This is a genomic window from Streptomyces sp. NRRL S-495 (assembly GCF_000966955.1).
GTDB classification, from domain to species: domain Bacteria; phylum Actinomycetota; class Actinomycetes; order Streptomycetales; family Streptomycetaceae; genus Kitasatospora; species Kitasatospora purpeofusca.
The window spans coordinates 1-12,738 of the sequence record NZ_JZWY01000576.1 but is presented as its reverse complement, the minus strand read 5'-3'; the positions used below and the strand labels follow the sequence as shown (position 1 = coordinate 12,738).

General features: G+C 74.1%; 12 protein-coding genes. 1 reads left to right on the top strand and 11 read right to left on the bottom strand.

Annotated elements, in window-relative coordinates; translation table 11 throughout:
• Positions 1–49: 49 nt before the first annotated feature.
• From VR45_RS27650 to VR45_RS27600, 11 genes are read right to left on the bottom strand one after another with little or no spacing between them, the layout of a single operon-like run.
• Entirely contained in the window at positions 50–319 is a 270-nt protein-coding gene (locus tag VR45_RS27650; RefSeq protein ID WP_045942564.1) for a hypothetical protein, read from the bottom strand.
• Positions 320–2,167, bottom strand: a complete 1,848-nt coding sequence (locus VR45_RS27645; RefSeq protein WP_052709418.1) for an HAD-IIIC family phosphatase — start codon at positions 2,165–2,167, stop codon at positions 320–322.
• Positions 2,168–2,222: 55 nt separating this feature from the next.
• Positions 2,223–2,960 (bottom strand): GNAT family N-acetyltransferase, encoded by a 738-nt coding sequence (locus tag VR45_RS42730; RefSeq protein WP_052709417.1) that lies wholly within the window; start codon positions 2,958–2,960, stop codon positions 2,223–2,225.
• A complete protein-coding gene (locus VR45_RS27635; protein ID WP_045942563.1) occupies positions 2,957–4,297 on the bottom strand; it encodes a condensation domain-containing protein in 1,341 nt (446 codons plus the stop codon). Before VR45_RS27635 ends, VR45_RS42730 begins: the two co-directional genes overlap by 4 nt.
• A 17-nt stretch (positions 4,298–4,314) precedes the next feature.
• Complete coding sequence (locus VR45_RS27630) at positions 4,315–4,965, bottom strand: HAD family hydrolase (protein ID WP_045942562.1); 651 nt, start codon at positions 4,963–4,965, stop codon at positions 4,315–4,317.
• Positions 4,947–5,975: an NAD-dependent epimerase/dehydratase family protein gene (locus VR45_RS27625; protein WP_045942566.1), complete on the bottom strand. Its 1,029-nt coding sequence runs from the start codon at positions 5,973–5,975 to the stop codon at positions 4,947–4,949. Before VR45_RS27625 ends, VR45_RS27630 begins: the two co-directional genes overlap by 19 nt.
• Positions 5,976–5,994: 19 nt before the next feature.
• Positions 5,995–7,317: an aspartate aminotransferase family protein gene (locus VR45_RS27620; protein WP_045942561.1), complete on the bottom strand. Its 1,323-nt coding sequence runs from the start codon at positions 7,315–7,317 to the stop codon at positions 5,995–5,997.
• 5 nt (positions 7,318–7,322) lie between these two features.
• Positions 7,323–8,423 carry a hypothetical protein gene (locus VR45_RS27615; protein ID WP_045942560.1) on the bottom strand — a complete coding sequence of 367 codons (1,101 nt, stop codon included), beginning with the start codon at positions 8,421–8,423 and terminating at the stop codon, positions 7,323–7,325.
• Complete coding sequence (locus VR45_RS27610) at positions 8,420–8,602, bottom strand: hypothetical protein (RefSeq protein WP_045942559.1); 183 nt, start codon at positions 8,600–8,602, stop codon at positions 8,420–8,422. The genes VR45_RS27615 and VR45_RS27610 overlap by 4 nt, the downstream gene beginning before the upstream one ends.
• Complete coding sequence (locus VR45_RS27605) at positions 8,599–9,612, bottom strand: glycosyltransferase family 4 protein (RefSeq protein ID WP_045942558.1); 1,014 nt, start codon at positions 9,610–9,612, stop codon at positions 8,599–8,601. Before VR45_RS27605 ends, VR45_RS27610 begins: the two co-directional genes overlap by 4 nt.
• A complete protein-coding gene (locus tag VR45_RS27600) occupies positions 9,609–10,817 on the bottom strand; it encodes a DegT/DnrJ/EryC1/StrS family aminotransferase (RefSeq protein ID WP_286163497.1) in 1,209 nt (402 codons plus the stop codon). The genes VR45_RS27605 and VR45_RS27600 overlap by 4 nt, the downstream gene beginning before the upstream one ends.
• A 459-nt stretch (positions 10,818–11,276) precedes the next feature.
• Here VR45_RS27600 and wecB point away from each other — a divergent pair, with 459 nt between their 5' ends.
• The gene (gene wecB, locus VR45_RS27595) at positions 11,277–12,446 is read left to right on the top strand and encodes a UDP-N-acetylglucosamine 2-epimerase (non-hydrolyzing) (RefSeq protein ID WP_045942557.1); all 1,170 of its coding nucleotides are present in this window, start codon (positions 11,277–11,279) and stop codon (positions 12,444–12,446) included.
• The last annotated feature ends 292 nt before the right edge of the window (positions 12,447–12,738 follow it).

Genomic DNA, 12,738 nt, shown 5'->3' with positions numbered 1-12,738 from the left:
CCCCCACGGGATCCGTGGGGGCCACCGCCCGTTCCGCGTCCGGTGCCGGTCAGCCGGCGGTCAGCCGCTCGGCGAGGTCGCCGACGCTGGTGATCGAGACGAGTTCGAAGTCCTCCGGGAAGCGCAGCCCGCTGCGGGCCTCCACCCGGTAGACGAGCTCGAACAGCTCGACCGACTCCAGGCCGAGGCTGAGTGCCTCCTCCGAGACGGACCACAGCAGGGTGTCCGGCGCGATGTCGGCGGCCGGGATCTCCCCGAACCGGATGTCCTCGATCTCGGCGGCGATGATCCCGACGAGCTCGGTGGTGGTGAGCGGCATTCACTGTCCTTCGGTGATGAACGGGTTGCGGGCCGGCCGGCCCGCGCCGGAGAGGTCGTAGCGCCAGTGGGTGGCGCCGTCCGGGTCGGAACGGACCAGGTCGAAGCCGAGCCGCCGGTAGAGCTCGGCCACCGGGACGTTCTTGGCGGTCGGCAGGTAGCTGCCCTCGATCGCCCGCGCCCCGGTGGCCGCCGCGCGCTCGGCCAGCGTGTGGAACATGGAGTCCTCCACCGTGCGGCCGATCACCCGGCAGCTGAGCAGCCAGGTGTCGATCGCGAGCACCTCGCCGGTCCGCCGGGCGAGCAGCAGGCCCACCAGGCCGTGCGCGGTGAAGCGGTCCGTCAGCCGGGCGGTGAAGTGGACGGCCCCGGGCTCGGCGAGCAGCCGGTCCAGCTCGGCCGCGGTGTGGCGGCGGGTGGTGACGTTGAACTGGTTGGTCTTCATCAGCAGCTGGACCGCGCGCGGCCGGGAGATGTCGTCGACCGGCAGGAACGCGCCGGTCATCGCCAGGCTGCGGTAGAAGTCGTCCAGGCCGGGGCTCTCCTCGAGGAGCCGGCCGGCCGCCGCCCTGGCCCGGTAGGAGTCGGCCCGCCCGGCGTCCGCCTCGGTGCTCCTGACCTGCCACAGCAGCGGGTACCGGCGCAGGGTGTGCGCATAGTCCCCGCTGCTCGCGGGCAGGTCCACCACGTCGACCTCGGGCAGCAGTTCGCGGACCTGGGCCCGCTCCACCGGGTCGTCGTCGACCAGGACGAGCGCGTCCACGCCGATGCCGAGCTCCTCGGCGATCCGGCGCAGCTGGACGGCCTTGGGCTCCCAGCCCGCGCTGAACACGCTGATGTCGTCGAGGGTCAGCAGCATGTCCGGGTGCTCCCGGAACGGCAGCCGGGCGTCCTCCGGGTTGTTCTTGGAGCAGACCGCGAGCACGATGCCGCTGTCCCGCAGCCGCAGTGCGAGCCGCTGGAGGTCGAGGTGGCCCTCGCCGGCGTCGCCGCCGAGGACCAGCCCGTCCAGGCCGTCCTCGCCGATCGTCCCGCCCCAGACCGTGTTGTCCAGGTCCAGTACCAGGCACTTCTTGGACAGGCCGAGGTCGGCGGCGATCAGTCCCGCGGTCTCGGTCGCGAGCAGGGGCAGTACCTCGGTGGCCATCGGCTGCTTGGCCAGCCGCCAGGTGCGCCGGTCGAACCAGGACGCGGCGCCGACCGAGGACGCGAGCCGTTCGCAGTCCACCACCAGCACGTCCGGGTTCGCGGCGTCGGCGAGCGCGGCGTTGACCTGCCGGGCCATCCGGTACCGGGAGCCGGGCTGCTGGGCGGAGAAGGAGCTGAGCGCGAGGTCGTCGGGCAGCGCGAACAGCCAGTGCACCACCCGGGCCCCGCGGGGGCCGGCGGCGCGGTCCCACAGGGCGCGCCAGCGTGCCACCTCGGCCGCCACCTCGCGGTCGGGATCGGCCGAGTCGGCCGGCAGGCCGAGCTCGTCGTGGTGCACCGCCAGGACCACGAAGTCCGGCGCGCTGAGATGGAGTTCGCTGGACGGGTCGGCCAGCAGGCTGCCGTACTGGCCGATGCCGTGGACGTCCACCTGGGCGTCCACGCCGCAGCGCAGCAGGGCCATCCGCAGGATCCGGCCGAGCAGGTCGGTGGTGAAGCTCCCGGCCAGCGCCACCCGGATCCGCCGGTCGGCCGGCGGCGGCGTGGTCCGCGAGTCGACGATCCGGGCCAGGCTGAGCAGCTCCCGGGCGTCCGCCGTGGCCGCGATCTGCCGCACCACCTGCCGGAACTCCCGGTCGCCGCTGCCGTCGGCGAGGTCCTTGGCCCGGCGCAGGAGGTGGCCGGTCGTCAGTTGCGACACGTCGCTTCTTGCCTTCCCGGTGCGGCCCGCTCCGGGGGAGCGGGCCGCACCACGGTCAGTACAGGTTGATGTTGACGGCATACAGGGGCAGGCCGAGGCGCCGCGCCACGGCGAGCGACGAGTGGTTGTCCCACTCGGTGCTGTAGAGGGCGGTCCTGCCGGTGGCCTCCACCTGCTCGGCCCAGCGGGCCACCAGGGCGGAGGCGATGCCGCGGCCCCGGTACTCGGGCAGGGTCTCGGTGCCGGCCTCGCAGGCCCACCGGCCGACCCGGGCGGAGCAGCACACCCCGACCGGGCGGTCCCCGTCGAAGGCCGCCACGGTGGGCTGGCGCTCCGCCAGGGTCGCGGTGACCTCGGGGAAGTCGGCCCGGAACACCTCGGCCCGGTCGGGACCGCACACCTCGAACCGCAGCCCCGGGAGTTCGGGGGAGGCGAGCGGGTCGAGCACCGCGAAGGCGGGGCCGACGAAGGTGTCGGTGACCGGCCGGTGCCCGGCGACCAGCCGGGCCACCTCGGCCGGCACCTCGGCGACCTCGGTGAGGTCCTCCACCGGGGGCTGGGCCGCGGCCCAGGCGCGGATCGCGGCGGCGGTCGCGGCGGGCAGCTCGGCGCTGGTCCAGACCCGCACCGAGGCACGGGTGCGGGAGAGGAAGCACCGGGCCGGGGCGGGGCGGCCCACGTCGTTGACCGCGGTCAGCACGCCCTCGTCGTCCATCACGTAGAGCGCCTCGGCCTGGACGGCGGCGAGTTCCGCGTCCGTGCGGCCGGGCCCGGGGTGCGGCCGGCCGGTCATCGCAGCAGCCCGCCCCGCACCCGGTCGAGCAGCTCCGCGGCGTAGCCCTCGACGGTGCCGCGGTCGAACTGGTTGGTGCTGTAGTACCAGACCACCTTGAGCTCGCCGCCGCTGACCAGGACGTCGATGCCGTGCACGTGCTCGCGCTCGCCCGACTCGGTCTCGTCCGGCCCGGGGGACTCGGGGGCCCGGGTCAGCAGCTTGGTGGCGGTGGAGGCGCCGCCGCCCTGCTTCCCGAGGTAGTTGACGGTGATGTCCGGCTCGCCGGAGGCGCCCAGCCGGGCGGCGGTCTCCGGGTCGCCGAGGTAGCGGAGCAGGCCGTAGCCCGCGCCGTCCATGGGGACCTCGGAGGTCTGCTTGCCGACGGACTCCAGCTGGGCGTCGAAGTCGCCGGCGGTGTCGACCTCGACGGTCAGCGGGTAGCGGGTGGACAGCCAGCTGACCGTGCGGGCGATGTTCGGCTGCTCCGGCAGTCCGCGACGGCCGTGGCCGATCAGGTTGGTGCGCAGGCCGCGGGTGCCGTTCGCGCCCTGGAGGGTGGGGACGGCGGCGGTGAGGAAGACGTCCACCATGCCCAGGCCGCGGGCGGGCAGCACCTCGTCCATCAGCCGGGCGGTGTCCTGGTGGCCGAGGCCGGCCACCACGGTGTCGGTGGTCGCCATGGTGTTGGCCTCGGGCCGGTCCAGCGGCACCGGGTCGGTGGCGCGGCCGATCCGCTCCCAGAGCGGGATCTGCTCGCGCAGCTCCGGGCGGCCGAGCAGCTTGGTGAGCCAGATCGCGTAGTCCGCGGCGGTGGTCCCGGCCGGCGCGAAGGACGGGGCGCGGCCCGCGAGCACCGCGCGGCAGGCCCGCTCCAGGTCGGAGAGGACGATGCCGAACGACAGGCCGTCGCAGACGAAGTGGTGGATCACCAGCAGGATCCGCCGCTCGCCGCCGTCCAGCGTGAAGTACGCGAGCCGGACCAGCGGGGACTGGTGCATCCGCATCGAGCCCTGGATCCGGGTGCACTCGCGGGTGAGCGCCGCCTCGGCCTCGGCCGGGGCGAGCCCGCGCAGGTCGACGCTCTCCATCGGCATGGTGTCGAGCGGCCGGGCCTGGACGCCCAGCGGACCGCGCTCCTTGCCGAACAGGCAGAGCCGCAGGCCGTCGTGGGAGTTGATCACCGAGAGGAACGCGGACCGGACGTGGTCGGCGGTCAGTTCGGCCGGAGCCTTGAGCAGCGCCACCTGGTTCCAGTGGTGCTCCTCCGGCAGGTTGCGGGTGAGGAAGCGACGCTGCTCGGGGAGCAGGGGCAGCGCCCGGGCGGCCGCGATGTCTTCCGGGGCGAGCTGGGTCATGAGGTGTGGTCCTTGGATCAGAGGGCGGCGGGACGGGCGGCGGCGGACTCGTAGGAGAGCCGGCGGGCCACCTGGCCCGGGAGCGCCGCGGGTGACGCGGCGTGCAGGACGTGCAGACCGAGCCGTTCGGCGGCGGCCAGCACCTCCGGGTTGTCGTCGATGAGCAGGGAGCGGTCGAGCGGGTGCCCGCAGGACCGGGAGACGGCGGCGAAGAACTCCGCGGACGGCTTGACCCGGCCGACCTGCCACGAGGAGGCGATCACGTCGACCAGCCCCAGGTGGCCGTGGCGTCCGTCCTTCACCCGGTCCCAGTGGGCGGCCTCGTTGTTGGCGAGGACGAGCAGCAGGTCCGGCCGGTGCTCGCGGAGCTCCGCGAGCATGGTGAAGGCCGGGGCGTGCGCCACCAGGCAGTCCAGGTACTGGGCGTCGAGCCAGTCCGGTTCGACGGCCAGGTCCGCGGGCGCGCCCGCGGCGACCAGCGCGTCCCGCAGCACGTCGTGGACGTGGGCCCGGCCCACCTCGTAGGCCGCGTCGCGCTCGTCCAGCGCGGCGGGCAGCAGCGCGGGGTCGGCGCCGTAGCGGCGGGCGAGGCGGTCGAGGAAGTCCGTCTCCTCGGAGATGTTGTTGAACAGGACGCCCCCGGCGTCGATCAGGACCGCGTCGACCACAGCTGCTCCAGGTGGGTGCGCATCCAGTCGAGGTTGGCGGCGAGACCGGCGGTGAGGTCGTGGCCGGGGCGCCAGCCGGTGGCGGCGGTGAGCTTGGCCGGGTCGGCCTGGAGCTTGTGCACCTCGCCGGCGCGCTCGGGGCCGAAGAGCAGCTCGCTGCGCGAGCCGGTGAGCTCCAGGACGGCGCGGGCCACGTCGACGACACGGTGGTCGGTGCCGGTGCCGATGTTGTAGACCTCGCCGGTGGGCGGCAGCTGGGCCAGCGCGAGGAAGCCCTCGACGGTGTCCGCCACATAGGTGAGGTCGCGGGTCTGCTCGCCGGTGCCGTTGACGGTGATCGGCTCGCCGCGCAGCGCCTTCGCCAGGAACAGCGGCACCGCGTCGTACACGTGCCGGGGGCCGTAGCAGTTGAAGGGCCGCACGATCGTCAGCGGGACCTTCAGCGCGTTGTGGTACGACCAGGCCAGCCGGTCGCAGGCGACCTTGGAGGCGGCGTACGGGGTGGCGGGTTCGAGCGGGTGCCGCTCGGTGATCGCCTCGGGCTGGGTGCCGTAGACCTCGCTCGAACTCGTCACCAGGACGTGCTCGGGCCGGCGGATCATCGCCGCCTCCAGCACGTTCAGGGTGGAGGTCACATTGGTCTGCACGACGGCGGCCGGCTGGTGCAGCGAGGCCGGGACGTACGCGTCCGCGGCCAGGTGGAACCAGACGTCCGACTCGACCCGGCTCAGCACCTGGACGGCGGACGCGCCGGCCAGGTCGAGGTGCAGCACCCCGGCGAGCCGGCGGGCCGCCGCCCCGGGGAGGTTGCGGAAGCCGTTGGTGACCTGGGTGTGCGACACCCGGCGGACCACGGCGGTGACCTCGGCGCCGCGGGCGACCAGCGCCTCGGTGAGGTGCGAGCCGATGAAGCCGTCCGCGCCGGTGACCATGACCCGGCGGCCGGACCAGTCGGCCGCGAGTGCCACCGCCGCGGGTGCCGCCGCGGGTGCTGCTGTGGGACCTGCCATCAGCATGTTGCCTTTCACATCAGGGATTCCGGTCCGGGGCGGTCCGCGCGAGCGCGCCGCGCAGGGCCCCGGTCAGGAAGTCGATCTCGTCCGAGGTCACGGTGAGCGGCGGGGCCACGATCAGGCCCTCTCCGCCCCCGTCGGCCTCGAATCCATTGAAGGGGTACAGGAGGAGTCCGGCCTCGCGCGCCTCGCGCAGCGCCGCCGCCTGGGTGCCGGGGCGGAGTTCGACGGCGTGGAAGTAGCCCACGCCGCGGATCCGCCGCACGGCCGCCAGGCCCTCGGTGGCGGCCCGGACGGCTTCGCCGACCTCCGCCCCGCGCACCCGGCCGGGTGCGAGCGCGCCGATCTCCCGGAGGACGTCGAGCACGGCCAGACCGGTGGCCGCGGCCAGGGGCGTCGCGGACATGGTGCCCATCAGCGGCAGCGGGCGTCCGCCGCCGCGCAGGACCTCGGCGTGCTCGGGGGCGACCAGGACGGCCGCCACCGGGTGGTAGCCGGCCGACAGGCCCTTGGAGAGCACCAGCAGGTCGGCCTCGCCGCCCGGGCAGTGGTCGGCGCCGAGCGGCAGTCCGGTGCGGCCGAGGCCGGTCAGCACCTCGTCGTGGACCACCAGCACGCCGGCCCGGTGGCAGGCCTCGCGGAGGGCGGCCAGATAACCCGGCGGCGGGGTGAAGGCGCCGCCGGTGGTGCCGTTGACCGGCTCGATCAGGACGGCGGCGACCGTCTCCGGACCCGCCTCGTGGAGGGCCTTCACCACCTCCTCGACGCACTCCGCCCGGCAGGTGTCGAACGGGCAGGCCCGGTGGTGCCCCGGGTACGGCGGGTCGAACGCGGGCGCCAGCCCGAGCGCGTCGTCCGGGTGCGGCCGGCGCCGCCGGTGCCCGGAGAGCCCGAGGGCGAGGGTGCTGTTGCCGTGGTAGCCGAGCCGTGCGGTCAGCACCCGGTGCCGCCCCTCCTCGCCCCGGCCGCGTTGGACCAGTCGGGCGAGGGAGACGGCGAGTTCGACCGCGGAGGTACCGGAGCTGGTGAGGCTCACCGCGTCGGAGGGGCGCCCGACCGCCTCGGTGAGGCGGGCGGCCAGCTCCTCCTGGACCGCCGGGCGCAGCGCGCCGGCGGAGGCGAAGGTCGCGATCCGCGCCTGGCGTTCCATCGCGGCCAGGACGTGCGGGTGGGCGTGCCCGATGTTGACGCAGACGAGTCCGCTGGAGGCGTCGAGCAGCCGGCGGCCGTCGGCCAGGTGGATCCAGGAGCCCGCCGCGTGGCTGTAGTCGAGCGGTTCGAACGGCATCCGGGTGGACAGCAGCGAGGACGGTGCGGGGAGCGTGCGGTGGTCGTCCATGGCCGTCAGACCAGCTCCCGCCAGTCGAGGGAGGCACCGCGGTCGCCGTGCAGGCGCAGGGCCTGGAGGGCGAACAGCGAACTCCAGCAGTTGCGGTGGCGTTCCGGCGCGGCCGGCCAGTACAGCGTGGACGCACCGTCCTCGTGCCGTTCGGTGCTCTCGACCAGGGCCTGGGCCGCGTCGGCGAGCCGGGGCGGGTCGAGGTCGAGCAGCACCGCGAGCCGGACGGCCTGGGCGAGCACGTCGCTCTGCCGGTGGTCGCCGGCCGGGCCGCCGGTCAGGTGGGCGTAGGTGGTGAAGCCGCCGTCGGCGAGCTGCTGCTCCCACACCCAGGCGGTGATCGTCCGGGCGCGCTCCAGGGCCGCCGCGTCGCCGCGGGCGGTGCCCCACATCCACAGCCCCTCGGCCGCGTAGCAGGAGGCGTGCAGGCTGACCAGGTCGCTCTCCGGGCAGGTGGCCAGCGGCGCCGAGCCGGGCCGGGCCCCGGTCGCGTCGGCCTCCCGTACCAGCTGCTCGGCGGCCTCGGCGGCGCCCTCGACCCCGTGCTCGGCGGCGCTGAGCAGCGCCTGGAGCACCTTGAGCAGGTGGGCCCGGCCGGTGGTCGACCAGGCGGGCCGCGGCGCGGGGGCGCCCTCGGGGGTGAGCAGCGTGGGCAGGACGCCGTCGGTCCGGGTGTCGAGCAGCAGTCGTGCCGCGCGGCGCCCGGCCGCCAGGATCCGCTCGTCCCCGGTCCGGGCGCCGAAGGTCAGCAGGCCGTGGGTGATCATGCCGAGGTCGAACGGGAAGACGGTGCCGTCGCCGCGGTCGGGGCGGCCGGACAGGTCGCCCCGGTCGAAGCGGTCGATCAGCCAGTCCGCGGCCGAGCGGGCCCGGCCGAGGTCGGCCTCGTCGGCGGCGCTGTACGCGAAGAAGGTGAGGATGTAGCCGGTGATCTCGGGGTAGTGGTAGGAGAGTTCGCCCTCGGCGGTGCGCCAGCCGCAGTACGCGCCGTTCTCCGCCCGGGTGCCGCCGCGGCGCAGCCAGTCCGTCAGCGCCGCGGCCAGGTCGGTGAACCGGTTCGGCGGTGCGAGGGGGGCCGCGGTGGCGGCGAGGTGGTTGACGCTCATGCCTGGATTTCACTCACTCGGTCGGAGGGGGTGCCCTCGGTGCGCGGGGGCAGTGCGAGCGCGGCCTCGTAGGCGCGCTCGTGTCCCGCCACGACGGCCTCCGAGGAGAACCGGCGCCGGGCCTCGGCCCGGGCCTCGTCGACGAGCTGCCGCATGTCCTGTTCGATGACGGTGGTCATCCGCCCGGCGAGCGCCGCGACGTCCTGTCGATGACCTCGTCGTGGCCCTCGACGTCGGAGGTGATCACCGGCCGCCGGGCGGCCATGCCCTCGACCAGGGCGATGCCGAAGCCCTCGTGCGAGGAGGGCAGGACGACGGCGTCGGCGGCGGCGAAGAGGCCGGGCATGTCCTGCCAGGCGAGGCCGTACTCCCAGATGATCCGGTCCGCGACCCCGAGCCGTTCGGCCTGGTCCCGCAGGCCGTCCACGTACGCGTCGTTGGAGCGCGCGGTGGGGGCGGTGAGCACCAGCCGGGCGCCCGGGTGGGACTTCGCGACCACGGCCAGGGCGGCGACGGCGTCCTCGATGCACTTGCGGGGGACCGGGCGGGCGGGTACCAGGAAGACGGTGTCCCCGTCGGCGACCCCGTGCCGGGCGCGCCAGGCGGCGCGGCCCTCCGCGTCCTCGGTGAAGCGGCCGAGGTCGGTGCCGAACTCCACGACGTGGATGTCCCGGTCCTCGAAGCCGGCGTCCAGGGCCCAGCGGCGGTAGGCCTGCGATCCGGCGACCATGAGGTCCGCCCGCAGGTTGTCGACCAGGCTCCGCTGGAGCGTCCGCTCCAGGTCGTAGTCGCCCCACAGGTCGAACACCCGGATACCGGGCATGTGGGTCTCGAACAGGGAGACCACCAGCCGGCCCTTGACGGCACTCCGCAGCCAGGTGGTCAGCAGCGCGGGCACGTAGTTGAAGACGTGCACGACGTCGGCGTCGCTCGCCGTGAACTCGCGGTACAGGCTCGCGACGGCCTGCTTGCCGTCCAGCCGCTGGCAGGCGTCGATGAGGCCGTCCACCTCCACCACCCGGACGGCGCCGGTGCGGTAGGCGTCGCGCTCGGGGCCCGGCGGCACGGTCTCGGTGACCACGGTGACCTCGTGGCCCCGGGCGGCGAGGCCCTCGGCCAGCTGGTGCAGGTGGGTCTCGCCGCCGCCGACGATCGGCGGGTACTTCTCCGCCACGAGGAGGATCTTCACGACAGCGACTCCAGAGCTCTGCGCAGCGCGGCCGCGGCCGCGACGTGGTCGGTGGCCGGGGGACAGCCCAACAGCAGTCCGCGGTGGGCCAGTTCGCGCGCCCGCTGGTAGGGCTCGTGGACGACCGTGGGGACGGCGTCGAAGCAGGGCTGGTCGGCCTGCGAGGAGCCGAGGAAGCCGCGCGGGTCGATGCCGTGCTCGATCAGCGGCTGCACCACGTCGACGTTGCGCAGCCCCTCGGGCAGCAGGACGGCGATGCCGAAGGGCACCGCCTCGGCGGCGGCGGGGGTGCCCAGGACCTGCCAGCCGAAGGCGGTCAGCACCTCCTCCAGCGCGGCCGCGGTCTCCCGGCGCTGGTCGGCGAGTTCGGCGGCGCGGGTCAGCTGGACCCGGCCGAAGGCCGCCTGGAAATCGGTGATCTTGGCGTTGTAGCCGAGCCGCAGGTGGACGTACCGCTCCTCGGCGGCCACCGGGCGGTCGCCGACGGGGTAGCCGAAGCGGCCGAGCCGGTAGCCGGGGTCGCGGCCGAACGCGCGCAGGCTGCGCAGCATCTGCGCGACCTCGTCCGAGGAGCAGGCGACGACGCCGCCCTCACCCATCGTCAGATGGTGGCCGGCGTAGAAGCTGAAGGTGGCCGCGTCGCCGACGGTGCCGATCGGGACGCCGCCGGAGGTCGCGCCGAGCGACTCGCAGCAGTCCTCGATCAGGAAGATGCCGTGCCGCTCCTTGATCCGGGCGAGCCGGTCCATCGGCAGCGGCTGCCCCAGCGTGTGGGGGAGCAGTGCGCCGACGGCGCCGTGGGCGGTGACGGCCTCCTCGACCAGGTCGAGGTCGATGTTGACATCGCCCTCGGCGATGTCCACGAAGACGGGCACCAGGCCCAGTTGGGAGACGGGCGACACGGCGCTGACGAAGGTCGCGCCGCAGACGACCACCCGGTCACCGGGTCGGGCGCGTCCCAGCTCCACCATCGCGGCGAGGGCCAGCAGATTGGCGGTGCTGCCGGAGGTGACGGCCAGCGCGTGACCGAAGCCGAAGCCGGCGCAAAAGTCGTCCTCGAATTGTTGGACGATCCGGCCGGTGGCCAGATCTCCGGAGCGCAATGCCGAAACGACCGCGTCGGTCTCACGCTCGTCGTAAATAGGGCGGCCGAATGGAAGAATTACATCCTCGGTGCGCGCGGCGACTTTGAGCGCCTCATTCACATCTACCCCCACAGATGTTCACATATGTGCTTGTCGCGCAGTCCCGGCTGGTCCGTATCCACGGATGCCCTTTGCCGGACTGGCGGTTGAATGTCCGGGTTGCCCAACTATCAGGTCGGCAACCGCAGCTCGCACGCTAGCACAGCGATCATGGGCGTCAAGGGTTCGCAGAAGTCGAGCATGAACCTGACGATCAGCCGTTGACCTGGGCAACTGACGCGTGCAAAGCTGATGTGTCGCCGGACAGTCAAGTGGCGCGGGCCCTCGGGTGGCCCCGCCGCGCCGCCCCGTAGCAGGGGCCCGGACTCGCGGCCCGTGTACCTCGTCGGTGTGGCTGCCGCCCTCTCTCCGCAGTGGTGGCGATCTTTGCGGCGCATTCCGCTCGGTCGGTCCGCAATACGGCCCTGTCCGATTCGGCGCGCAAACGATTCGCTCACAAACTGGGGGGAAGGGAACTCAATGACCCTTCGTGTGGGTATTGTCTACGGAACTCGCCCGGAAGCCATCAAGATAGCGCCGCTCGCGCTCGCGCTCGCGGCCGCCGACGGATTCCGTCCGGTGCTCGTCTCGACCGGCCAGCACCAGGAGATGGTCGAGGAGATCAACGAGGCGTTCGGGCTGTGTCCGCGCTACCGGCTCAAGGTGCTCAGACCCGGCCGGCCGCTCGGCCCGATGGCGGCCGACCTGGTCGACGCCCTCCAGGAGCCGCTGCGGCGCGAAGAACTGGACCTCGTCGTCGTCCAGGGAGACACCACGACCGCGTTCTCGGCCGCCCTGGCCGCCACCTACGCGCGGATCCCGGTGGTCCACCTGGAGGCCGGGCTGCGCACCGGGGACCCGCAGGAGCCGTTCCCCGAGGAGATCAACCGCCGCATGATCGCCCAGGTCGCGGCGCTGCACCTGGCCCCGACCCGGGAGGCCGCCGCCAACCTGCTCGGCGAGGGCATCAAGCCGGCCGACATCGTGGTCACCGGGAACACCGTGATCGACGCGCTGCACACCATCCTCCGCCGCCCGGTCGACTTCCACGACCCGCGGCTGTCCGAACTCGTCGCCCACAGCGGCCCGGTGGTCCTGCTGACCATGCACCGCCGGGAGTCCTGGGGGCGGCCGACGGAGGAGGTCGCGCGGGCCGTCGCCGAACTCTGCGCCGCCCGGCCCGACCTGCGCTTCGTTGTCCCGCTCCACCCCAACCCGCAGGTCCGCGAGGTCTTCGAGCGCGCGCTCGGCGGCCACCCCGGGGTCCTGCTGTGCGGACCGCTGCCGTACACCGACTTCGTCGGGCTGCTGCACCGCGCCACGCTCGTGCTCACCGACAGCGGCGGCGTCCAGGAGGAGGCCCCCTCGCTGGGCAGCCCGGTCCTGGTCCTGCGCGACCGCACCGAGCGGGTGGAGGGCGTGGCGGCCGGCTGCGCCAAGCTGATCGGCACCGACCGGCGGCGGATCGTCGCCGAGGTGCTCGGCCTGCTCGCCGACCGCGCCGCCTACGAGGCGATGCGCAAGCCCGGACTGCTCTGCTACGGCGACGGCCGGGCCGCCGAACGCAGCGTCGCCGCGATCCGGGAGCGCTGGGCCCTCCCGGCCGCGGCCGACCGGCCGACGGTGGCCGGCGTGCGCGCCGCCTCGTGACGACGGCGCCGCAGGACTGTCCCACCGGCCACCACCCGCCGGTGCGGCTCACCGTCAGGACCGTGCCCGCCGAACCCCCTCCGGAGACCGCCAGCCGGCCCGAGGAACTGCGGCACGCCGAGCGCTACCGCAGCCGGCCCGCCGCCGTCCGCTACCTGTGGCCTGCGGGTCGAATGCCGCGGCCGCCCCGCCGGACTGACGGTCAGTGTCAGCCAGAGCCGGGACTGGACCGCGTGCGCCGTCGGCGTCGAGCCCCTGGGCCTGGACATCGAGCGGCACCGCCCCGCCGGCC